The organism is Streptomyces sp. NPDC055239 (assembly GCF_053606205.1).
The window spans coordinates 22,079-44,754 of record NZ_JBSGRD010000001.1 but is presented as its reverse complement, the minus strand read 5'-3'; the positions used below and the strand labels follow the sequence as shown (position 1 = coordinate 44,754).

The window sequence follows — 22,676 nt, the reverse complement described above, 5'->3', positions numbered from 1 at the left end:
ACCTTGCGCGTACTGCTCACCGGACACCAGGGGTATCTGGGCACCGTGATGGCCCCGGTCCTCGCGGCCGCCGGGCACGAAGTCGTCGGCCTTGACGCCGGTCTGTTCGCGGACTGCGTCCTTGGCCCGCAGCCCGCGGACCCGTCCGGACACCGGGTGGACCTTCGCGACGTCACGGCCGAACACGTGGCCGGGGTGGACGCCGTGATCCACCTGGCCGCGCTCTCCAACGACCCACTGGGATCGCTCGCGCCGGATCTCACGTACGACATCAACCACCACGCGTCCGTACGCCTTGCCCGCCTCGCCCACGACGCGGGAGTACGGCGCTTCCTGTACGCGTCGACGTGCTCGGTCTACGGCGCCGCGGGCGGTGACGACCTGGTGACCGAGGACGCCCCGCTGCGCCCGGTGACTCCGTACGCGGAGTCCAAGGTGCGGGTCGAGGACGACCTGCACGCGCTCGCCGACGGCGACTTCAGCCCGGTGTTCATGCGCAACGCCACCGCCTTCGGCTACTCGCCCCGGCTGCGCGCCGACATCGTCCTGAACAACCTGGTGGGCCACGCGCTCCTGTCCGGCGAGGTGTTGGTGCTCTCCGACGGCACCCCCTGGCGCCCGCTGGTGCACGCCGCCGACATCGCCCAGGCCTTCACCGCCGCGCTGACCGCGCCGCGCGAAGCCGTGCACGACCGGGCGTTCAACATCGGCAGCGAGATCAACAACGTCACGGTCGCCGAGATCGCCGAACAGGTCGCCGATGCGGTGTCCGGCGCGAAGGTGCGGATCACCGGGGAGAACGGTGCCGATCCGCGCTCCTACCGGGTGGACTTCGCCCGGTTCCGTACGGCGATCCCCGGCTTCGACTGCGAGTGGACGGTCAAGCAGGGCGCGCTCGAACTCGCCGACGCCTACCGGAAACACGGGCTGACCCGCGAGGACTTCGAGCGACGCTTCACCCGCCTCGCCGTGCTGCGCTCGGCGTCCGAGGCAGGGGCCGTCGACGACACCCTGCGGTGGCGCCGATGACCGCGGCGGGCGAGGAGATGCACGCGCTGGTGGAGCGGCTTTACCCGCTGTGCCGGAGCATCACGGGGGACGGTGTGCGCGCCACCCTGGAGATCATCGGCGAGTACGTTCCGCTGCAGGTGCACGAGGTGCCGACCGGGACGCAGGTGCTCGACTGGACGGTGCCTCAGGAGTGGAACATCCGGGACGCGTACGTTGCCGACGCCGACGGCAATCGTGTCGTCGACTTCGCCGCGTCCAGCCTGCACGTGCTCGGTTACAGCGTGCCGGTGTCGGCCACCATGCCGCTCGCCGTGCTCCGCGCGCACCTGCACACCCTGCCGGACCACCCGAACTGGGTTCCGTACCGCACCAGTTACTACAAGCCGGACTGGGGGTTCTGCCTGGCCCAGGAAACACTGGACGGGCTGCCGGACGGCGAGTACGAGGTGCGTATCGACTCCACACTCGCCGACGGCCACCTCACCTACGCCGAGCACGTGGTGCCGGGGCAGGTCCCCGACGAGGTGATCGTCTCCTGCCACGTCTGCCACCCGTCGCTGGCCAACGACAATCTGGCCGGTGTCGCGGTGGCGACGTTCCTGGCCCGGGAGCTGGCCGAGAAGACGCCGTACTACACCTACCGGTTCATCTTCGCGCCCGGCACCATCGGGGCGATCACCTGGCTGGCCCGCAACAAGGAGCGGGTGGAGCGGGTCAAGCACGGCGTCGTCCTTGCCTGCGCCGGCGACTCGGGCCAGCTGACGTACAAGCAGAGCAGGCGCGGCGACGCGGAGATCGACCGGGTGATGCGACATGTCCTTACCGCGTCCGAACGCCCGCACCGCGTAAAGGAGTTCACTCCGTACGGCTACGACGAGCGGCAGTACTGCTCGCCCGGGTTCGATCTCGGCGTGGGCTCGCTCAGCAGGACCCCGTACGCCGAATATCCGGAGTACCACACCTCGGCGGACAACCCGGACTTCGTCTCCCCGGAGGCGATGGCGGACACCCTCTCCGTCTGCCGCGAGGCGTTCGACGTCCTCGACCGCAACCGGAGCTACCTCAACCTCAGCCCCTACGGCGAACCGCAGCTGGGACGACGCGGGTTGTACGACGCGGTCGGCGGACGCAGCGACGCGAAGCAGGCCCAGATGGCCATGCTCTGGGTGCTCAACCTCTCCGACGGCGAGCACAGCCTCCTCGACGTCGCCGAGCGGTCCGGGCTGCCCTTCGACACCGTCGCCGTCGCGGCCGGCGCCCTGCAGGGTGCCGGGCTGATCAAGGCATGACGCCGATGGCCACCGAGGGGGAGAAGCGGACCGCCAAGCGGGCCATGGTCGGCCGCCTCTCCTGGGGCCTCGCCGACCAAGCGGCCTCCAGCATCTCCAACTTCGCGGTGGGCATCTACGTGGCACGCTCGCTCGGCGTGACCGCGTTCGGCGTGTTCAGCCTGGCCTGGGTGACCTACGGCGTGGTGCTCAACGTCTCCCGCGGCCTTGCCACCGACCCGCTCGTGGTGCGCTTCAGCGGGGCGCCGACCGCGTCCTGGCGCTCGGCGGTGGCACGGTCGTCGGGTGCCGCGCTCGGCGTGGGTGCCGCACTCGGCGCACTGTGTCTGCTGGTCGGGCTCGGCCTCGGGGGCCGTGTGGGGCCCGCGTTCGCCTGCCTCGGCGTCGTCCTGCCCGCACTGCTGCTGCAGGACGCATGGCGGTTCGCCTTCTTCGCCGCGGGCACCGGCAAGAAGGCGTTCGTCAACGACGTCGTGTGGGGCGTCGCGCTCGTCCCCGCCATGGTGGTGGCGGCCCGCGTGGGCACCGTGGCCGCCTTCGTGCTCGCCTGGGGCGCGTCCGCCGCGGTGGCCGCGGTGTACGGCTGCTTCCAGTCCGGTATCCGGCCCCAGTTGGCCGGGGCGCGCACGTGGCTTCGCGAGCACCGCGACCTCGGCTACCGGTACCTGGTCGAGAACGTCAGCAACAGCGGCGCGAGCCAGCTACGGGCGTACGGGCTCGGCGCGATCGTCGGGGTCGGCGCGGTGGGTGCGGTCCGGGGCGCCGAGCTCCTGCTCGGTCCGTTCCTCGCCGTGCTGATGGGGCTCTCGCTGGTCACCGTCGCGGAGGCGGCGCGGGTGCTGCGGCAGGCCCCGCACCGCCTCGGCACGTTCTGCCTCGTCCTCGGCGGCGGGCAGGCCGCTGCCGCGCTGGCCTGGGGCTCGGCGCTGCTCCTTGTGCCGGACCGGGCAGGCGAGTTCGTGCTCGGCGGCGTCTGGCCTTCCGCCTCGGAGCTCATCCTGCCCGCCACGCTCGGCGTCGTGGGCGCAGGTCTCGGCACCGGCGCGGCGGCCGGGCTGCGCGCGCTCGCCGCCGCCAAGCGCAGCCTGCGCTGTCAACTGTTCGCCTCCGCCTGCTACGTCGGCGGCGGGCTCGGCGGTGCGGCCGTGGCCGGCACGGCCGGCTCGGCCTGGGGCGTCGCCGCCGCGACCGTCTGCAGCTCGGCCGTGTGGTGGCAGCAGCTGCGGTCCGCCCTGCGCGAGCGCCACCACCACTCCATCCCCGAAGTGAGGACGCAATGACCGCCCAACCCCGGCTGAGCATCGGCCTGCCCGTCTACAACGGCGAGGAGTACCTCGCCGAGGCGCTCGACGCCCTGCTCGGCCAGACCTACGAGGACTTCGAGCTGGTCATCTCCGACAACGCCTCGACCGACGGGACCCAGGAGATCTGCCGCGAGTACGCCGCGAAGGACTCACGCATCCGGTACATCCGGCTGCCCCGGAACATCGGTGCCGCGCCGAACCACAACTACGTGTTCACCCAGTGCCGGGGCGAGCTGTTCAAGTGGGCGTCGCACGACGACCTCTACGCCCGGGACCTGCTGCGACGCTGTGTGGAGGCCCTGGACGAGCGTCCGGAGGTGATCCTCGCGCACGCCGACCAGGCGGTCATCGACGGCGACGGCAAGGTGACGGTCCCCTACGAGTACACGCTCGCCACCCACTCGCCAAACGCACCCAAGCGCTTCCGCAGCATGCTGTTCGAGCCCGGCGGCGACGACTTCTACGGGGTGATGCGGGCCGACGTGCTGCGCCGGGTGAAGCCGCACGACAGCTATCACCACGCGGACCGCACGTTCGTCGCCGAGATCGGCCTGCACGGGCCCTTCCACCAGGTGCCGGAGCTGCTGTACTTCCGCCGCGACCACCCCACCCGCGCCGAGCGGGCCAACCCGTCCAAGCGGTCCCGGTGCGTCAACCTGGACCCGCGCCGGGCGGGCCCGCTGCACCCGACGCCCCGGCTGCTCGCCGAGTACGTCCTGGGCTTCGTCTCGGCGATCCGGCGGGCGCCTTTGTCCGCGGCCGACCGGCGCGCGTGCTACCGCCACCTGGCCGCGTGGATGACCAGCCGGGTCAGGCCGGGCGCCGGCGAGCGGGTCGAGGACCGCGCCCCGGTCGACCCGGCCCAGCTCACCGTCTCCGTCGACGACCTCGTCGCCGGACGTGAGGGTCGTGGAGGTCGTGAGGGTCGTGAAGGTCGTGAGGGTCGTGAAGGTCGTGAAGGGAGGACGGCATGAAGTCCGCGGACGAATCCCCGGTGCGCGTAGGGGTGTTCGGCCTGCTCGGCTCCGGCAACCTCGGCAACGACGGGTCCCTTGAGGCCGTGCTCGGCTACCTCCGCGCCGAGCACCCGGACGCGGTCGTGGACGCGCTGTGCGGCGGGCCCGAGGCCGTCTCGACCCGGTACCGGATCCCCGCGACCCGGCTGCACTGGTACCGCGGGGAGTACCGGACCGCGTCACGTGCGGGCGCGATCGCGGGGAAGGGCCTCGGCAAACTCGTCGACGTCTTCCGCACCGCTGCCTGGGTGCGCCGGCACGACGTGGTGATCGTGCCGGGCATGGGCGTCCTGGAGGCCACGCTGCCGCTGCGGCCGTGGGGCTTCCCGTACTCGCTGTTCCTGCTCTGCGCGTCAGGGCGCCTCGTTGGCACCCGGGTGGCGCTCGTCGGCGTCGGCGCCGCCGCGATCGGCGACCGGGCGACCCGGGCCCTGGTGCGCTGGTCGGCGCGGCTCGCCACCTACCGGTCGTACCGGGACACCCTGTCCCGCGACGCGATGCGGGCGATGGGCGTGGACACCGCGCGCGACGAGGTCTACCCGGACCTCGCCTTCGCCCTGCCGGCGCTGCCTACGAACGCGCCCTCGGATCCGCCGGTCCCGGTCTGCGTCGGCGTCATGGACTTCCACGGCGGCAACGACGACCGTGCCCGGGCCGATGAGATCCACCGGCGCTACCTCGACGGGACGACCCGGTTCGTCCGCGCCCTTGTCGAGGACGGCAGGCCGGTCCGGCTGCTCACCGGCGACGAGTGCGATGCGCCGGTGGTCGCCGCGATCCTCGACGCGGTGGACTCGCCGCTGGTCACCGCCGCCGAGGCGTCCTCGCTCGCCGACCTGATGAAGGAGACGGCGACTGCCGGCGCCGTGGTGGCGACCCGGTACCACAACCTGATCTGCGCGCTGAAGGTCGGCACTCCGACGCTCGCGCTCAGCTACGCGGCGAAGAGCGACGCGCTCATGACGCAGATGGGTCTTGCCGCGTACTGCCACCCGGCCCGCGAGGTCGACGCCGACCGGCTGCTCGAGCAGTTCCGGGAACTGGAGGGGCGATCGGCGGAGCTGCGGCGCACCCTCGCCGAGCGGAACCTGGACGCCACCCGGCGCCTTGAGCACCAGTTCACCGCCTTGACCGCGGCCCTGTTCCCGACGGCCCCCGCGAGCAACCCCACGCACACCCACGCACACGCCCTGCGGGAGACACGATGAGAGCGACCGAAGTCCCGGCGATCGACGGGGCGTACCTGTTCGAACCGACGCCGTACGCCGACGAACGCGGCTTCTTCTGCCGCACCTTCGACGCCGACGTGATCCGCTCGGTGGGCCTCGACCCCGACGCCTTCATCCAGGACAGCCTGTCCCGCTCGGCCCGGGGCGTGCTGCGCGGCCTGCACCTGCGCTCCGGAGCCGGTGAGGCCAAGCTGGTGCGGTGCTCGTACGGGAAGGTCTTCGACGTCGTCGTGGACCTGCGGCCGGAATCGCCGACCTACCGCAACGTGGCCTCCTTCGAGCTGTCCGGCGAGACGCAGGTGACCCTGTACATCCCGGCGGGTTGCGCGCACGGCTTCCAGGCGCTGACCGAGACCGCCGACACCTCGTACCGCATCGACCGCCCGCACGATCCGGCCGAGGACGTGACGATCGCCTTCGACGATCCGGAGCTCGCCATTCCCTGGCCGCTGCCGGTCGTGTCGATGTCCGAGCGGGACCGCAAGGCGCCGAGCCTCGCCGAGGTCCTGAAGCAGAAAGAGAGCTGAAGTCAGCGTGGACGTTGAAGAGACCGAAGGGACCGAAGGGTTCCCGCTGCCCCGGTCGCGCAAGGCGAACGAGCGGCTGCACGCCATGATCCCCGGGGGCGCGCACACGTACGCCAAGGGCGACGACCAGTACCCCGAGAACCTGGCCCCGGTCATCAGCCACGGCCGCGGTGCCCATGTGTGGGACATCGACGACAACCGCTACATCGAGTACGGGTCGGGGCTGCGGTCGGTGAGCCTCGGCCACGCCCACCCACGCGTGCTCGAGGCGGTGCGGCGGGAACTCGACCGCGGCAGCAACTTCGTACGGCCCTCCATCGTGGAGGTCCAGGCCGCCGAACGCTTCCTGGCCACGGTGCCGACGGCCGAGATGGTGAAGTTCGCGAAGAACGGCTCCGACGTCACCACCGCCGCGGTACGACTCGCCCGCGCTGTCACCGGGCGCCCGCGGGTGGCCATCTGCGGCGACCATCCGTTCTTCTCCGTCGACGACTGGTTCATCGGCACCACGCCGATGTCCGCCGGTATTCCGACGGCGACCACCGAGCTCACCGTGGCGTTCCCGTACGGGGATCTGGCCGCCACGGAGGAACTGCTCACCCGGTACGAGGGCGAGATCGCCTGCCTGATCCTCGAACCCGCCGGTCACACCGAACCGGCGCCCGGGTACCTGGAGGGCCTACGCGAACTAGCCGACCGGCACGGCTGCGTACTGATCTTCGATGAGATGATCACCGGCCTGCGCTGGTCCGAGGCGGGCGCCCAGGGCCTGTACGGCGTCGTCCCCGACCTCTCCACGTTCGGCAAGGCGCTGGGCAACGGCTTCGCCGTCTCCGCGCTTGCCGGGCGCCGCGACCTGATGGAGTGGGGCGGGCTCCGTCACTCCGGCGACCGGGTGTTCCTGCTGTCCACCACACACGGTGCGGAGACACACTCCCTGGCAGCCGCGATGGCCGTGCAGACCACCTACGTGGAGGAGGGCGTCACCGCACGGCTGCACGCCCTCGGCGAGCGGTTGGCCGCCGGTGTCCGCGCGGCCGCGAGCGGCATGGGCGTCGGCGACAACATCGTCGTAAAGGGCCGGGCCAGCAACCTGGTCTTCGCCACCCTCGACGAGAACGGGCAGCCGTCGCAGCAGTACCGCACCCTGTTCCTGCGCCAGCTCATCGCCGGCGGGGTGCTCGCCCCGTCGTTCGTGGTGAGCAGCGCGCTCGACGACGCCGACATCGAGCGCACCGTCGACGTGGTGGCCCAGGCATGTGCGGTGTACCGGAAGGCACTTGACGCCACTGACCCCACCCCCTGGCTGGCCGGGCGGCCGGTCAAGCCCGTGTTCCGCCGCTTGGCATGACGTGACCTCAGCGGCGCTCTCGTAGGCTGACGCCAGCCACCCGGCCGGTGTCAGCCACCCGGTCGACCAGCCACGCGATGGCCGGTACCACCACAAGGGCGGTGCACCAGCCGCCGAGGACATCGGTCGGGTAGTGCGCGCTCAGAGCGACCTGCGCCCAGCCCATGGCGGCGCCGGCAACCAGCGCCGCGCCGAGCACGAGTGACGTACCCGCTGTCCTGCCGAGGCCGAGCCCGCCGGTCGCGAGCAGCGCCACCGCGAGGGCGAGCGCGGTGGCGAAGGCGGTGTGCCCGCTCGGGTAGGACAGGTTGTCGGCGCCGTGGATGGTGCGTCCCACCAGGGACTTGAGCAGCGTTCCCGTCACCACGGTGACGCCGACCCCGGCGACGACGAACACCGCCGCGCGAGGGCGCCGAAGCAGCAGGCAGACCGTCACGGCGACCACCATCAGAATCGCCGCTCCGGCAGGCTCACCCAGGAAGTCCGTGGCAAGAGCGACGCGCCGCCACGGCGGCCCCACGCTGTCCGCCGTCGGCTGGACGAACCACCTGTCCACCCTGCCGGACTGGCTGTGACCTGCGTACAGGACCCCGAGCACGACGACCGTCAGTGTGGCGAGGGCCGCGATCAGCGCGAACGGCGCGCGCAGCGCCGGGGGCAGCGCCGGGGGCTCCGGCTTCGGCTCCGGCCGGCAGATGCGATGCACCTACCCCTCCCGTCAGATTTGTTGACGCCATATCACCCACCGCCACCCTAACCGGTCGGCTTGAACGAGGTGCGTGATGTGAGTGGTCGGGCGGCGCAAACTGGGCAGGAACCGCCGGGACTTGAGGGTGAGCACGGGGGTCTGGCCGCTCGCCGGGGGCAGCACCCAGGGGACCTGTAGTTGATGCGTGTACTGAGTGAAGAGTGACCGGAGAGAACGGCACCGAATGAAGAGTCAACCCCTATTTCCAGCCAATTGACCGCCACTTTCCGGAACCTGGTATCTGTAAAGTCGGCGGCCTGTTTCGCCTGCACCCGCACGCCCGGCACTCACCAATAGAGCGTAAACCGGATGTCGATCGGCCATTCATAACCATGCAGTCAGGCCATATCCCGAGTTCTGCGACGAAATTAAGGTTTTACAAGGGGTGTTCTCAGGATTTACAGTGAGCGCCTACTAAAGACGACTCGCCGGTATCAGAAATTCACGGTCGGCCCCCTTAGGCCCGTACCGTTCGACCACAGACCGGCCGGTCAAAACGGGGAGAGTGTAAAGACATGTTCTGTAAAGGCATGTTCGAAAAATTCCTTGAGGTGACCCAGCTCATCGTTCCGCGATGCTGAGGCCTTCCGAGCGCTGACGGGGCGCCGCGCACGGTCGCGAATTCCCTCACACCCTTTCACTTCCAGCCCTCCCTGGCTACTTCCATGCCCAGGTCGACGGCTGACGGCTGACGGTCGATGCCTGCTGCCAATTCGGCATGCCCCCTTCCGACCCGGCCTCACCATGCTCCAGTAAAGCATTTCCAATGACGCAATCAAAAGGTTACGGATTCCAGGTCAGAAAATGATGACGAAACCCACGGGGCCCAAGGAATTATCCCTGTCAGACATGCTGCGCGCGGCCGTACTCGCCCAGCCCGACCGGACCGCCGTCTCCTGCGGCGCGGAGAGACTGACCTTCGAGGAGCTCGGTGAGCTGAGCGGAAATATGGCGGACCGCCTGCGGCACCTCGGCACGGCGGCGAATGAACCTGTCGGCATATTCATGGAGCCCTCCGTCGACCTCATGGTGAGCGTCTGGGGCGTCCTGCACGCGGGCGCGGCCTATCTGCCGCTGTCGCCCGAGTATCCGGACGAGCGCGTGCGCTACATGGTCGCCGACTCACAGACCAAGGTCATCCTGACGGACGAGTCCCTGGTCTCCCGCCTTGCCGCGATGACACCACCGGAGACGAAGATCGTCGCGGTCGACCGGACCAACACCCGTGCCGCTGGGGGTCGTTCACCGGTCGCCCCCGCGCGTGTTCGGGGTGACGACCTCGCCTACGTCATCTACACCTCCGGCAGCACCGGCAACCCGAAGGGCATCGGGATCGAGCAGCACAGCATCGTCCATCAGATGCGCTGGCTGGCCGACGAACAGGGTCTCGACCGGACGAGGACGGTGCTGCAGAAGACGCCGCTGAGTTTCGACGCGGCCCAGTGGGAGATCCTCGCACCGGCCTGCGGCGCCGGTGTGGTGATGAGCGAACCGGGGGTCTACGCCGACCCCGGCGGACTCGTCGACCTGATCCTGGCGAACCGGGTGACCACCCTCCAGGGCGTGCCGACCCTGCTGCAGGCGCTCGCCGACACCGGACGGCTTTCCGACTGCACCTCGCTCACCCAGGTCTTCAGCGGCGGTGAAGCGCTCACCAAGAGCCTGGCGATCGAGCTGCTCGACGCGCTGCCGGACTGCCAACTGACCAACCTGTACGGCCCGAGCGAGTGCACCATCAACGCCTCGTCCCACCTCGTGGAGCCCAAGGCCGTCCAGCACGGTCCGGACCACATACCCATCGGCCGGCCGGTGCGCGGCATGAGCTTCCACATCCTCGACACCGTTCGGCAGCCGGTCGCGCCCGGCGAGTCCGGGGAACTGTACATAGCGGGGCCCCAGTTGGCCCGCGGATACCTGAACAACCCCGAACTGACCGCCGAACGGTTCGTCACAAGGCCGTTCTCCGGCGATTCCTGCGCCACCCGCCTCTACCGCACCGGCGACCTGGCCCGGTGGAACGACGACGGCACCGTGCAGTTCCTCGGCCGCACCGACAGCCAGGTCAAACTGCGCGGCTTCCGTGTCGAGCTGGACGAGATCAAGGTCTCCGTCGAGAAGCACGACTGGGTCAAGTCCGCCGCCGTACTGGTCCGCGACGATCCGCGGACCGGCGCCAATCTCGTGGCCTTCGTCGAACTCGACCCCGAACGGGCCGCGTTGATGGACCAGGGCAATCACGGCGCCCACCACCAGTCCAAGCAGAGCAAGCTCCAGCTCAAAGCGCAGTTGGGCAATCTGGGGACCCGTCAGGACAAGGGACTCTCCTCCGTCGAGCTGCCCGGACGGACGGCGACGGCCCGGCAGCGGCGCACGGTGTTCGCCCGCAAGACGTACCGGTTCTACGAAGGCGGCCACGTCACCCGGGACGACATTCTGGCCCTGCTCGCCCGACCGAAACCGAAACCGGCACCGGCACCGGCACCGGCACAGCGACCGGCCGCGCCTCGCGACCCGGACACCCTCACTCTGGCCGAACTCGGCTCCCTGCTGCGCCACTTCGGCCAGTTCCCCAGCGCGGAACGGCTGCTGCCCAAGTACGGGTACGCCTCGCCCGGCTCCCTGTACGCCACCCAGCTGTACCTGGAACTGTCCGGCATCGCAGGACTGGAGGCGGGCCACTACTACTACCACCCGATCGACCACCGGCTCACGCTGATCAGCCGCGCGCCCGTCGCCGGGCCCAGGCTTCGGGTCCACTTCATCGGGCGCCGGTCGGCCATCGAACCCGTCTACCAGAACAACATCCAGGAGGTCCTCCGGTTCGAATCCGGACACATGGTGGGCCTGTTCGACCATGTGCTCCCCGAGTACGGGCTCCGCGTCGGCGCCCGCGCGGACGAGCCCGGGATCAAACACGTCCTGCGCTGCCCGGACGAGGACTTCTACCTGGCCACGTACGAGGTGGAGACGGCCGCCGCCCCGGCTGTGCCCGACCCGGTCGAGCTGTACGTACAGGCTCATCCCGGCCGGATCGCCGATCTGGCCGAGGGCCAGTACCGGTACCACGACGGGGATCTGGTGCGGGTGTCCGACGGCCTGATCCGCAAGCAGGACGTCATCGCCATCAACCAGGAGGTCTACGCACGGTCGAGCTTCGGGATCAGCATGATCGGCGGCGCGACCGAGCCGTGGCAGCGCTACGTCGACCTCGGCCGGGAGTTGCAGCGCCTCCAGATGAACGACCTCGGTCTTGGCCTCATGTCCTCCGGCTACAGCTCGGAGACCGGCAATCCCCTGTCGTCGGCCCGGCGCATCGCGGAACTCCTGGGCTCAGGACCGGAGGGCCCGAAGACCGCCGACAGCCCCGGCACGGCCTCCTACTTCGCCGTCGGCGGCCGGGTCAGCGCGGAGCAACGGCTCAGCGAGGGCATGAAGGAGGACTCCGTCCACATGCGGGGTCCTGCCGAGATCGTCAAGGACAACCTGGCCGAATCCCTGCCGCCGTACATGGTGCCCAACCGGGTCACCGTCCTGAACTCCTTTCCGCTCACGCCCAACGGCAAGATCGACCACCAGGCCCTGCGCGACCTCGACAAGGCTGCCGTCGATGACATCGACGCGCCGGTCGTCCCGCCGCGCACGCCCACCGAGGAGGCGATCGCCGCACTGTGGCGCAAGGTCCTTCGCCAGGAGCGGGTCTCGATCCGGGACAACTTCTTCGCCGTCGGCGGCCACTCGCTGACCGCGGTCAACCTGGTCGGCAGGATCAACCGGGAGCTGGGCAGTTCCCTGCCGCTCCAGGTGCTTTTCGACGCGCCGACCGTCGCCGGTCTCGCCCGGCTCGTCGACCGTACGCCCACCACCGCGCTGTCCCGCCTGGTGCGGCTGCGCGGGACGGACTGCGGGCGGCCGGTCTTCTGCTGGCCGGGCCTAGGCGGCTATCCCATGAGCCTGCGGCTCCTCGCCGGTCGCCTTGATCTCGACCGGCCGTTCCTCGGTGTCCAGGCCTACGGCATCAACCCGGGCGAGAGCGCGTACCCGACGTTCGACGAGATGGTCGCCAAGGACATCGAGCTCGTCCGGCAGGTCCAGCCGACCGGGCCGTACACGCTGTGGGGCTACTCCTTCGGGGCCCGGGTCGCCTTCGCGGTGGCACGGCACCTGGAGCAGGCCGGGGAAGAGGTCGACGAGGTGATCCTCCTGGCGCCCGGCAAGCCACCCGTGGAAACCGGCGAAGGAGCGCCCACCGAGGCGACGGTCGGCTTCACCGACCCCACCTTCGTCTCGATCCTCTACTCCGTGTTCGCCGGGAACCTCGAGCCGTCGGCGGTCGCCGAATGCCTGGCGTCGACGCACGACGAGGAGTCCTTCGTCGCGTTCGTCTGCGGCCTGTTCGAGTATCTGGAACGCGATCTGGTGCGCCGGATCGTCGGCGTGGTGCGGCAGACGTTCCTGTTCGAGTACGCCCCTCATGAACTGGCCGGGAACAGGGTCAAGGCACCGGTCACGGTGCTCCGGGCCGCGGGCGACCAGGACTCCTTCATCGACCGCGACCACGGCCGCAGCCACGGCCGCGCACTGTCGAGCACGCCTCCCAGGATCAGCCGGCTGCGGGCCGACCACTACGCGCTGCTGCGCGCGAACGGGGTGGACGAACTCGTCACCGCCGTTCGGGCCGCACGCCTCACCCGAAAGGTCATCCAAGTGCCCCACGTCAACATCAAGCACTTCCCGGACAACCTCGAAGAGACCCAGATATCGGCCCTGGTGGACGCGATCACCAGCGCGGTCAGGACCGCCTTCTCGGTCGACGAGGGCGCTGTCTCGATCGCCCTCGAACCCGTGACTCAGGACGTGTGGAACGAGCGGGTCTACATCCCGGAGATCGTCGAAGACCCCGGGCATCTCGTCAAAACCCCGAACTACTGAGGCGGAGGACCTCATGCGCAAGATGATCACCAGGGTGCGGCAGGACCTCGCCATGATCGTCGAGAGGGACCCGTCGATCCGCACCCGCGCGGAAGCGCTGCTCCACCCCGCACTGCCGGCCCTGTGGGCCCACCGGACGGCGCACGTCCTCTACACCCGCGGACACCGTCAACTCGCCCGGCTCATCGCCTACTTGGCGCGCGCGGTGACGGGAGGCATCGAGATCCATCCGGGTGCGCGACTCGGCCGGCGCGTGTTCATCGACCACGGGGCCGCCGTGGTCATCGGGGAGACCGCCGAGATCGGTGACGACGTCACGATCTTCCACCAGGTCACGCTCGGCGCGGTCGGCTGGTGGCGGGACGGGCGGCGCGAGCCCGGCGCCCGGCGGCACCCGGTCGTCGGCGACCGGGTGGTGCTCGGCACCAACGCGATCGTCCTCGGTCCGGTCACCGTCGGCGACGACGCACTGATCGGCGCCGGTTCGCTCGTCCTTGGCGATGTGCCGCCCCGGGCCCGCGTGACGGCTCCCGCGGCCGGTGTCGTCGTACCGCTGTCGGCCGCGGAGCGCGCGGAGTCGGAGCAGCTCCTTCGCACCCTGGCCACCTCCGGGTGCTGGTGAAAGGTGCCGGTGACGGCCCGCTCCCCCGCCCGCAGCGCACGCCCATCTCGCTGAATCCCCCATCTCGCCCCGGCCACGAGCCGGAACCTCAACGGAGGAACAAATGATTCACGTCGGAGTCCTGGAGAGCAATCTCTCCGGTTCCGGCTTCGAGGGCCTGCAGATCATCAAGGAACTCGACTGCCGCGTCACCTTCTTCACCCGCGACCTTGAACGCTACCTCGAAGTGCCGGGCGGTCCCGCCTACTTCGAGCGCTACGTCGACGAGATCGTCCGGTGCGAGACGAACGTCTTCGATGAGCTCCTGCCGTACGTCCACGAGGCCGGAGCCGAGCACCCCTTCGACGCTTTCCTCACCCTGGCCGAGTACGACGTGGTCGTGGCCGCCGAGGTCGCGGTCCACCTCGGGCTCCCCACGGTCAGCGTCGACGGAGTCGCCACCGCACGCAACAAGGCGCTGATGCGCCGCCGCTGCGCCGAACTCGGCGTCCCTATACCGGCGTTCCGCACGGTGGGCACGCCCGCGGAGGCGGCGACGGCCGCGGCGGAGATCGGCCTGCCCTGTGTGGTGAAACCGGCCGACGAGACCAGCAGTGCCGACGTCCGCCTCGTGGACACCGCGGAGCAGGCCGCCGAGCACGTCGCTCTGATCCGGTCCCGCGCGGAGAACACGCGTGGCCAGGCCCGTCACCACGAGCTGATGGTCGAGGAGTATCTGAGCGGCCCCGAGGTCAGTGTGGAGGTGCTTGCCGACGGTGACCGGTACGAGGTGTTCGGGGTGACCGACAAGTCGGTCGTCGGTCTCGGCTACTTCGTCGAGCTGGCCCACACCTTCCCTTCCAGTCTGCCAGGGCCGCTCGTCCGCGCCTGCGGCGATCTGGCCGTGGAGTCGCTGCGCGCCGTCGGGTTCGACCTGGGCATGGCCCATGTCGAGGTCAAGGTGACCGCGTCAGGGCCCAAGCTCATCGAGATCAACCCGAGGCCCGCCGGGGGAAAGATCACCTACCTGGTCGACCGCGCTCTGGGCATCAAGTCCCTTGAGCTGGTGGCCCGTCAGTACCTCGGCCAGCCGCTGCCGGTCCCGGTCCTTCCGCTACGGCCGGTCGGCGGCGCCGCCATCCGCTATCTGACCGCGCAGCCCGGCCGGGTGGTGTCGGTCACCGGCCATGAGCGGGCCGCCGCGCTGCCCGGCGTCGAGGAGGTCGTCGTCAAGCCCAAGCCGGGTTCCGTGGTGCGGGAGTTGCGCCGCAACGGCGACCGCGCCGGTCATGTGCTCGTGGTCGCCGAGACCGCCGAGCTCGCGGCGCGCACCGCGGAGGCCGCCGTCCAGGAGATCGGCATCCGGACCGAGCCGGTCTCCCGGCGTCCGGTCGCGGACTCGCTCGTCGATCTGATCGGCGGTACTCCGCTCCTGAGGCTGCCGATGGACCGGATCGTGGACGGCGCCCCCGCCGACGCCGACGTACTGGCGAAACTCGAGCTGTTCAACCCCTGGTCGAGCAGCAAGGACAGGGCCGCCCTGACGATGCTGCGCGGCGCGGAGAAGCAAGGGCTTCTCGCCCCGGGCGGCGGCACCGTGATCGAGGCGACCTCCGGCAACACCGGAATCTCCCTCGCCGCGCTCGCGGCCAACCGCGGCTACCGCTGCGTCATCGTGCTGCCGGACAACGCGACCCGCGAACGGGTGGCGATGCTGCACTCGCTCGGCGCCGAAGTGGTGCGGACCCCGCACTCGGGCGGCTATCAGGCGGCGGTCGACAAGGCCGAGGAACTCCACCGGCGGACCCCCGGGTCGTGGTTCTGCCGCCAGCACGACAACCCGGACAACACGCGGGCGCACTACGAGACGACAGGACCCGAGATCTGGAACGACGCCGGTGGGCGGATCGACGTGTTCGTCTGCGGAGTGGGAACCGGCGGCACGCTCAGCGGCGCGGGGCGCTATCTGCGCGAGAGCCACCCCGCCGTGCGGATCGTGGCGGTGGAGCCCGCGGGCTCGCCGCTGCTGTCCGGCGGCAAGCCCGGCACGCACGGCATCCCGGGCTTCAACGGCGGCTTCATCGCGCCGACCACGCAGCAGAGCCTCATCGACGAGGTGATCACGGTCTCCGACACGGATGCCATGGACACCACCCGGCGGCTCGCGCGGCACGTCGGCCTGCTGGCGGGTGTCTCGGGCGGCGCGGTCGTCCACGCGTCCGCCGCCCTGGCCGCCCGTCCGCAGTACCGGGGCCGACGCATCGTGACCCTCCTGCCCGACACCGGCGAGCGGTATCTGAGCCTGCTGGGCCGCGAGACCGCGCCGGAGCCAGTGGTGTCGGGCGGTGCCCGATGACGGCGCCCGCACCCACCGCTGCACTGCCCGCCGACGACCGGCCGCGCCTGCTGATGGTGATGCCCTACCGCCAGTTCGTACGGAAGGCGCAGGCCGAAGGGTTCTGGGTCGGCGCGATCTGGGATCCGCGGCTCGAGACGCCGGACTATCTCGACGACGTACGCGACCTGGCGGATCTGTTCGTGACGGCGGACTTCCGGGACCTGGAGCTGCTGCGGCGCACCATCCGCGAGGTGGCCCTGGAACACCGCGCCTCGGTGATCTACCACATCGGCAGAGAGGAGACGATGGTCGCCGCCCACGAGGTGGCCGAGGAGCTGCGCGCCGAGGTCAACCCGGCCGCGGCGGTCCATTTCCTCGCCGACAAGCACGCGATGCGGGACCTGCTCGCACGGCACGGGCTCTCCCCCGTGGCCTTCGAAGCGGCACCGACCCGGCACGAAGTACCGGCCGCCGTCGAGCGGATCGGCCGCCCGGCCGTCGTCAAGCCGGTCGCACTCGCCGGCAGCCGGGGCGTGTTCCTGTGGCAGGAGGCGCGGGACCGGGCGGCCTGGACGGAACTCGTCGACGGGTACGGCTATGAAGGACCGTTCCTGGTCGAGGAGTATCTGCGCGGTCCCGAGTACAGCGTGGAGACGCTGAGCCGGGACGGCAGGCACCAAGTCGTCGGCATCACCGAGAAGTTGCTTGGAGCACCGCCGCTGTTCGTGGAGGTGGGGCACGTCCACCCGGCGCCGCTGCCCCAGGACCGTAAGCACGCCATCGAGGAACTGACCGTCCGGTTCCTCACCTTGTGCGGGTACCGGTCAGGACCCGCGCACACCGAGGTGATCTGGACGGAGCGCGGCCCGCGCATCGTCGAGTCGCAGGCCAGGCTCGGCGGTGACCGGATACCGCGCCTCGTCGAGCTGGCCTGCGGCCTCGACATCGAGCAGGCGATCTTCGCGGGCCTTGCGGGCACACCGGCCGATGTACCGGAGCCGACGGCGACGGCGGCCGTGCGCTTCTTCACCTTCCCGCCAGGCCGCGTCGATGGATGTCGCGGCCTGGAGAAGGTGCAAAAGCTGCCGTACGTCGACGAGTTGGCCCTGCGCCTTCGCCCCGGCGACACCGTGCCGGAGGTCCGCGACTCCAAGGGCCGGCACGGGCACGTCATCGTCTCCGGTGCCACGCCCGATCAGGCCCGGAGCCGGTGCGCCGAGGTGCTCGCCGCCATCGAGCTGATCATCGACGGGACGCCCGTACGAGCGGACGGCCGTGTCGTACTCCCTACCGACGGCCAGGAGGTCGCCATGACACACCAAGAGGTGGCCACCATGACCACCCCCGGCACCGGCTCGCAGGTGGTGTTCGTCGGCTACAACGCGGCCTACTTGCGCGCCATCGACGGGAGTGTTCCGAGCGGGTCCGTCGTGGTCATCGAGGAACCCGACATCATCCGCAAACGGGAACTGCGGGACGCGGCGGCATGCTTCGGCTGCCTGGACCGGATCGTCCCGGCGAGCTATCAGCAGTCGGCCGGGGCCCTTGATCTCGCGGCCGACCTCGAGGCCGAGCGCCCGGTGGCCGCGGTCGTCCCCGGCCTGGAGTACGCGGTGCCCGCGGCGGCAGCGCTTGCCGAGAAGCTCGGTCTTCCGGGCGCGACCGAACAGGCCGCGCAGGCACTGCGGGACAAGGTCCGGCTACGTGAGGTCTGCGACGCGGGTGGCGTACGCGGCCCGCGCTGGCGCGAGGTGTACGGACCCGAGGACATCCTCGACTTCGCCGGTGACGGCCCCGTGGTGGTCAAGCCGGCCAACCGCCAGGCCAGCGTGGGCGTACAGCTCCTCGACTCGGTCGACGCGGTCACCGCGGCACGGGCCTGGGAGCGCACCTCCTCCGCCGCCGAGTACGAGCAGGTGCCCGACCGGCACCTCACGTGGCGGTTCCTGGCCGAGGAGCGCCTGCGGGGGCCCGAGTACAGCGTCGAGGCGCTTGTGCGGCAGGGCGAGATCATCTTCCACAACATCACGGCCAAGACGGTGATCCCCGGGCCGTACCCGGTGGAGGTGGGTCACCTGCTGCCCGCTCCGCTCGGCCAGGAGACGCGGGCCGCGTTCGAGACGGCCATGCGGGCGCTCGTCGCGGCGACCGGGTATCGCACCGGGATCCTGCACGCCGAGTGGATCCTGACCGAGTCAGGACCGGCGCTCGTGGAATGCGCGGGACGCTGCCCCGGCGACTACTTGATCGACCTGAACGACCTCGCGTACGGCACGCGGATCAGGCTGACCCTCATCGACCTGCTGGCAGGACGGCCGGTCACCCTGCCCAGTACCGCACGGCTGACCTCGGCGATCCGGTTCCTGGCCGCCGAGCCGGGCACCGTGACGGAGGTCGCGGGGACGGACGCGGCGAGGGCCCTGCCCGGTGTCCGGGCCGTGGAGGTCGATGTCGAGACCGGCCAGGAGGTCCGGCCGTGGGCATCCTCCTGGGACCGCGCCGGGCACGTCATCGCGACCGGTCCTGACGCGGACACCACGCGCCGACGCGTCCTGGACGCGGACGCCGCCATCCGCATCACCACGGATCCCCTTCCCGCCACGGACTCCCGCCCCACCACGGATTGAGGAAGCTGATGTCTGTTCTGTGGCAGCGCGTCCGCGGCTGGCGCGGGTCCGTCCCCGGAGGGCCGGTCGGCATACGACTGTCCGTGATGGCGATGATCGACGCCGTCGGCACCGGCGCCTTCCTGGCCGTCTCCGTCCCCTTCATCACCCGCTCCGTCGGTCTGTCGGTGGGCGCTCTCGGTCTCGGCCTGACCCTGTCCGCCGCGATCGCGCTGATCACGGCGGTCCCGATCGGCGTCCTCGCCGACCGGATCGGACCGAAGAGGGTCCTTGTCGGGGTGAGCCTGTGGCGTTGCGCCTGCTTCGTGCTCTACCCGTTCGTCCAGAACCTGTGGCAGTTCCTGACGGTGGTGTGCCTGCTCGGCCTGGTCGACAAGGCGGCGGCACCGATGGAACAGGCCCTGGTCGGACAGGTGACGGCGACCGACGACCGGGTCAGGGTGGTCGCGGTCCTGCGGTCGCTGCGCAACGTCGGCTTCACCGTCGGCGCCCTCCTTGGCGGTGTCGGTCTACTGATCGGCACCCGGGCGGGTTACGGAGCGATCCTGCTGCTCAACGCCGTCTCGTTCGCCGTTCTGGCGACCCTCGCCTACCGGCTGCCGGTGCTCAGCACACCGGCGAAGAGCCTGCGACGCCGCTTCTCGGTCGATGCGCTGCGCGACGGACCGTTCCTGTCGTTCACCGGGATCAACGCGGTGCTCACCATGCACATGACCCTGCTGAGCATCGGCATCCCGCTGTGGATCGTCGAACACACCGAGGTCCCGGCCGCGGTGATCTCACCCCTTGTGGCGGTCAACACCGTGCTCGCTGTCGCGCTGCAGGTACGCGCCAGCAGGGGCACCGACACCATCGCAGGGTCGGCGCGGGGGTTGGTGCGGGCCGGCATCTCCCTCGCGGCCTGCTGCCTGCTGCTCGTCGCGGCGCCGAAGCCGCCGGTCGTCCTTGGCGTCGTCGTACTGCTGCTCGCCATGGTCGCGCTGACCGGCGGGGAGCTGTTCCAGTCGGCGGGCGGCTGGGGCGGATCGTATCTGCTCGCGGCGCCCGGCCAGGAGGGCGTCTATCTCTCGGTCTTCTGGCTCGGCGTGGCCGTCCAGCAGATCGCGGCACCGGTCCTGATCGGCGTGATCGTCACGACCGGCACCACCGGATGGGTCGCCCTGGCCGCGCTGTTCGCCGTCTGCGGCTTCGCGGCGCCCGTCATCGGCCGGTGGGCGCAGTCACGGGCGGACAGTCGCCCGCGGCAGGACCCGGCCCTGGCCGAGGCCGCGTGATCGCCCCCGTCCACCAGACCGGTGGGCGGGTCGTCAACTTGCACACCACCTCTTGAACATCACCCCGAGCATCACCACGAACATCACCACGAACATCACCCGAGGAGAGAAAAATGTCCGTTCCGCTGTACGTCCCCGCCGGTGAAGGCGAATACGTCGACATCCGCGACACGAAGAGGACGTACCTGAAGCTCACCACGCCCGACTCCAACGGGGAGTTCGGCTTCTTCGAGCACCACATGGCTCCGGAGGCGAAGGGCGCGGCCCCCCACATACACAAGCAGTCCACCGAGATGTTCTACGTGGTCAAGGGCGAGATCGAGTTCACCATCGGCGACCGCAAGGTGGTAGGTGAGCCGGGCGCGTTCGCGTACGTCCCCAAGGGTGAGCCGCACGGCTTCACGAACCGGGGCACCGAGGACGCCACCCTACTGATCATGTTCTACCCGATCTACGACCGCGAGGACTACTTCCGCGGCCTGGGACGCCTGACGGCGAACGGGCGCAACCCCAGCATGGAGGAGCTGCGGGAGCACATGGCGAAGTACGACCAGTTCATGGTCTGACGCCGCGAGCGTACGGGACGGTGGTGGGGCCCGGCAGCGAACCACGCTGCCGGGCCCGCCGCTGTCCCGCCGTCAGTCGTCCACGCCCTTCCCTGTACGGAAACGCCACTGCAACTCACGCACCTGCTCGGCGAGTTCGGGCACCGGGCCGGCCACTTCAACACCCGGCACGACGTCTCGCACGGTCAACGGGCTCAGGGGCGAGGTGACGGGCACACCCCACTCGGTCTTCCAGTCCCTCGCCTGCTGGGACGAGCTGGCGTACACGATGCGGCCGAGGCCGACCCACCCGTGCGCGGCAGCGCACATCGGGCAGTGCTCACCCGAGGTGTACACGGTCGCCGCGGCCCGCTCCTCGGGGGTCAGATGGGCCGCGGCCCACCGGGCGAGTGCGAACTCCGGGTGCGCCGTCGGGTCCCCCGTGGTGGACTCGCGGTTGCGGTCCTCGGCCCTGATCCTGCCGTCCGCGTCGACGAGCACGGACCCGAACGGCCAGTCTCCGTCTTCGGTCGCCTCGGCCGCCAGTTCGATGCAGCGGCGCAGGTAGGGCAGATCGGCTTCGATGACGGCGCCGGTCCCGGGGAGGTCGTGGTCGTGGTCCTGATCCTGGTCCTGGTCCTGGGGTGCCACTGGCTGCTCCGTCTCTGTGGAGGTGCCTCTGTAGAGGTGCCGGAGAGGTGCCCCGGCTACGTCCGGTGGGCGGCCACTGTGGCCAGCGCCTGCCAGGCCGCCTCGGGCCGCAGAGTCTCGTTCGGATCGCCGTGGTACGGGTCGAGCAGCACGGTGTCGGCACCGGCCAGGCGCAGTTCGTCGATGTCCTCGAAGAGCTGCTCGACGGTGCCTTCCCCGGCTCGGCGATCCGGGTGGTCGACCGGCTTCTCCGTGAGTCCGAGACGAATTCGCGGCGCCAGAGCGGGCACGGGCCGATCGAGCCGGGCGGAAATTCCCTTCAGTCGCACCAACGCGTCCCTGAACCAGGGCATCGTGAACCGCAGCGGATGCCACGGAGCGCCGAAACGCACGGCCCTGCGCATGGCCGCGTCGCTGTTTCCACCGATCCAGATCGGAATCTGCCCGGATCGATAGTCGGCTTCGTTCTCCCATGCGGCGCGCAGCGTCCGCAGATGGTCGTCGGTCAGCGCGCCACGTCGCTCGAAGGGGACGCCGAGCGCCTCGAACTCCTCCCGGGCCCAGCCGACCCCGACACCCAGAATCAGTCGGCCGCCGCTGAGTTGATGCAGGTTGGCGGCCATGCGGGCGACCAGCAGAGGGTGCCGGTAGGGGGTGATGAGAACGGTCGTCCCCAGTTTGATCCCGGTCGTGATTCCGGCCATCCAGGCGAGCGTGGTGAAGGGCTCGTAAAAGGGAGCGGGATACTGCTCGGCGACATCCGGCGTGATCGCCACGTGATCGGACATCATCAGCAGATCGAAGCCGAGCCCCTCCACGGTTCCGGCCCAACGAGCGAGGTGATCGGGGTTCGCCCCGGGCCCGAAGTTGGGGACGTTCACGCCTATCCGCATGGGTGTCACCCTAGCAATGGCGGTCTCCCAACTGCCTTACCAAGGCGCCTAGTTACCCGCAAGAGACGGCAGGAAGCGAGGAGTGCGGTCCTCGATCGCGCCCAGCCCTGGATGTAGGCGTCGAGCGAGGGGCGCTCGCCCCAGATCGCGGCCGCTGCGGCGAAGGAGTACTTCAGTGACGTACGGACGTCGTCGCCGCCGACCTCGTTCACCAGCGGGAGCATCGGGCGGAAGTCCTCGTAGATCAGGAGTACCCAGACGCGCGCCGCCTCGGCGAGCGGCGGCAGGTCGTCACCCGCGTGCACGCACTCAAGTAGCCGACGCCCAAGCGCATGCGAGCGCG

The 22,676-nt window shown here is 70.2% G+C and carries 17 protein-coding genes and 1 pseudogene; 14 read left to right on the top strand and 4 right to left on the bottom strand.

From position 1 onward, the window contains the following. Window positions 1–3 precede the first annotated feature (3 nt). From ACWFRJ_RS00210 to ACWFRJ_RS00180, 7 genes are read left to right on the top strand one after another with little or no spacing between them, the layout of a single operon-like run. Window positions 4–1,029, top strand: coding sequence for an NAD-dependent epimerase/dehydratase family protein (locus ACWFRJ_RS00210; protein ID WP_453523313.1), 1,026 nt, complete (start codon window positions 4–6; stop codon window positions 1,027–1,029). After that, entirely contained in the window at window positions 1,017–2,300 is a 1,284-nt protein-coding gene (locus tag ACWFRJ_RS00205) for a DUF4910 domain-containing protein (RefSeq protein ID WP_453523311.1), read from the top strand. Before ACWFRJ_RS00210 ends, ACWFRJ_RS00205 begins: the two co-directional genes overlap by 13 nt. Next, window positions 2,297–3,580, top strand: coding sequence for a hypothetical protein (locus ACWFRJ_RS00200; RefSeq protein ID WP_453523309.1), 1,284 nt, complete (start codon window positions 2,297–2,299; stop codon window positions 3,578–3,580). The genes ACWFRJ_RS00205 and ACWFRJ_RS00200 overlap by 4 nt, the downstream gene beginning before the upstream one ends. Beyond that, window positions 3,577–4,578 carry a glycosyltransferase family 2 protein gene (locus tag ACWFRJ_RS00195; protein WP_453523307.1) on the top strand — a complete coding sequence of 334 codons (1,002 nt, stop codon included), beginning with the start codon at window positions 3,577–3,579 and terminating at the stop codon, window positions 4,576–4,578. The genes ACWFRJ_RS00200 and ACWFRJ_RS00195 overlap by 4 nt, the downstream gene beginning before the upstream one ends. After that, window positions 4,575–5,828: a polysaccharide pyruvyl transferase family protein gene (locus ACWFRJ_RS00190; RefSeq protein ID WP_453523305.1), complete on the top strand. Its 1,254-nt coding sequence runs from the start codon at window positions 4,575–4,577 to the stop codon at window positions 5,826–5,828. The genes ACWFRJ_RS00195 and ACWFRJ_RS00190 overlap by 4 nt, the downstream gene beginning before the upstream one ends. Next, window positions 5,825–6,376 (top strand): dTDP-4-dehydrorhamnose 3,5-epimerase, encoded by a 552-nt coding sequence (gene rfbC, locus ACWFRJ_RS00185; protein ID WP_453523303.1) that lies wholly within the window; start codon window positions 5,825–5,827, stop codon window positions 6,374–6,376. Before ACWFRJ_RS00190 ends, rfbC begins: the two co-directional genes overlap by 4 nt. Window positions 6,377–6,383: 7 nt before the next feature. Beyond that, the gene (locus ACWFRJ_RS00180; protein ID WP_453523301.1) at window positions 6,384–7,727 is read left to right on the top strand and encodes a glutamate-1-semialdehyde 2,1-aminomutase; all 1,344 of its coding nucleotides are present in this window, start codon (window positions 6,384–6,386) and stop codon (window positions 7,725–7,727) included. A gap of 7 nt (window positions 7,728–7,734) precedes the next feature. Here ACWFRJ_RS00180 and ACWFRJ_RS00175 read toward each other — a convergent pair whose 3' ends face one another. Further along, on the bottom strand, window positions 7,735–8,433 hold the full coding sequence (locus ACWFRJ_RS00175) for a phosphatase PAP2 family protein (RefSeq protein ID WP_453523300.1): 699 nt from the start codon (window positions 8,431–8,433) through the stop codon (window positions 7,735–7,737). Window positions 8,434–9,324: 891 nt separating this feature from the next. Here ACWFRJ_RS00175 and ACWFRJ_RS00170 point away from each other — a divergent pair. From ACWFRJ_RS00170 to ACWFRJ_RS00140, 7 genes and pseudogenes are all read left to right on the top strand, one after another. Beyond that, entirely contained in the window at window positions 9,325–13,404 is a 4,080-nt protein-coding gene (locus ACWFRJ_RS00170) for an amino acid adenylation domain-containing protein (RefSeq protein WP_453523298.1), read from the top strand. Window positions 13,405–13,417: 13 nt separating this feature from the next. Then, the gene (gene epsC, locus ACWFRJ_RS00165) at window positions 13,418–14,026 is read left to right on the top strand and encodes a serine O-acetyltransferase EpsC (protein WP_453523296.1); all 609 of its coding nucleotides are present in this window, start codon (window positions 13,418–13,420) and stop codon (window positions 14,024–14,026) included. 103 nt (window positions 14,027–14,129) lie between these two features. Further along, window positions 14,130–15,014 (top strand): annotated as a pseudogene (locus tag ACWFRJ_RS00160) (ATP-grasp domain-containing protein); the annotation flags it as partial. Window positions 15,015–15,071: 57 nt separating this feature from the next. After that, entirely contained in the window at window positions 15,072–16,361 is a 1,290-nt protein-coding gene (locus ACWFRJ_RS00155) for a pyridoxal-phosphate dependent enzyme (protein WP_453525017.1), read from the top strand. Then, window positions 16,358–18,970 carry an ATP-grasp domain-containing protein gene (locus tag ACWFRJ_RS00150; protein ID WP_453523294.1) on the top strand — a complete coding sequence of 871 codons (2,613 nt, stop codon included), beginning with the start codon at window positions 16,358–16,360 and terminating at the stop codon, window positions 18,968–18,970. The genes ACWFRJ_RS00155 and ACWFRJ_RS00150 overlap by 4 nt, the downstream gene beginning before the upstream one ends. A gap of 8 nt (window positions 18,971–18,978) precedes the next feature. Next, a complete protein-coding gene (locus ACWFRJ_RS00145) occupies window positions 18,979–20,244 on the top strand; it encodes an MFS transporter (protein ID WP_453523292.1) in 1,266 nt (421 codons plus the stop codon). 113 nt (window positions 20,245–20,357) lie between these two features. Beyond that, on the top strand, window positions 20,358–20,810 hold the full coding sequence (locus ACWFRJ_RS00140) for a cupin domain-containing protein (protein ID WP_356253883.1): 453 nt from the start codon (window positions 20,358–20,360) through the stop codon (window positions 20,808–20,810). 72 nt (window positions 20,811–20,882) lie between these two features. Here the strand turns inward: ACWFRJ_RS00140 and ACWFRJ_RS00135 are convergent, their stop codons facing one another. The 3 genes from ACWFRJ_RS00135 to ACWFRJ_RS00125 form a co-directional block, all read right to left on the bottom strand. After that, window positions 20,883–21,374, bottom strand: coding sequence for a nucleoside deaminase (locus tag ACWFRJ_RS00135; RefSeq protein WP_453525016.1), 492 nt, complete (start codon window positions 21,372–21,374; stop codon window positions 20,883–20,885). 122 nt (window positions 21,375–21,496) lie between these two features. Continuing rightward, window positions 21,497–22,333, bottom strand: a complete 837-nt coding sequence (locus ACWFRJ_RS00130; protein WP_453523290.1) for a TIGR03619 family F420-dependent LLM class oxidoreductase — start codon at window positions 22,331–22,333, stop codon at window positions 21,497–21,499. 5 nt (window positions 22,334–22,338) lie between these two features. After that, the gene (locus ACWFRJ_RS00125; RefSeq protein WP_453523288.1) at window positions 22,339–22,638 is read right to left on the bottom strand and encodes a hypothetical protein; all 300 of its coding nucleotides are present in this window, start codon (window positions 22,636–22,638) and stop codon (window positions 22,339–22,341) included. Between the last annotated feature and the right edge of the window lie 38 nt (window positions 22,639–22,676).

Coding starts and splice junctions, on each gene's coding strand:
- ACWFRJ_RS00200 (WP_453523309.1), top strand. CDS start 2,297: ATGACGCCGATGGCCACCGAGGGGGAGAAGCGGACCGCCAAGCGGGCC.
- ACWFRJ_RS00195 (WP_453523307.1), top strand. CDS start 3,577: ATGACCGCCCAACCCCGGCTGAGCATCGGCCTGCCCGTCTACAACGGC.
- ACWFRJ_RS00190 (WP_453523305.1), top strand. CDS start 4,575: ATGAAGTCCGCGGACGAATCCCCGGTGCGCGTAGGGGTGTTCGGCCTG.
- rfbC (WP_453523303.1), top strand. CDS start 5,825: ATGAGAGCGACCGAAGTCCCGGCGATCGACGGGGCGTACCTGTTCGAA.
- ACWFRJ_RS00170 (WP_453523298.1), top strand. CDS start 9,325: ATGCTGCGCGCGGCCGTACTCGCCCAGCCCGACCGGACCGCCGTCTCC.
- epsC (WP_453523296.1), top strand. CDS start 13,418: ATGCGCAAGATGATCACCAGGGTGCGGCAGGACCTCGCCATGATCGTC.
- ACWFRJ_RS00150 (WP_453523294.1), top strand. CDS start 16,358: ATGACGGCGCCCGCACCCACCGCTGCACTGCCCGCCGACGACCGGCCG.
- ACWFRJ_RS00145 (WP_453523292.1), top strand. CDS start 18,979: ATGTCTGTTCTGTGGCAGCGCGTCCGCGGCTGGCGCGGGTCCGTCCCC.
- ACWFRJ_RS00140 (WP_356253883.1), top strand. CDS start 20,358: ATGTCCGTTCCGCTGTACGTCCCCGCCGGTGAAGGCGAATACGTCGAC.
- ACWFRJ_RS00130 (WP_453523290.1), bottom strand. CDS start 22,333: ATGCGGATAGGCGTGAACGTCCCCAACTTCGGGCCCGGGGCGAACCCC.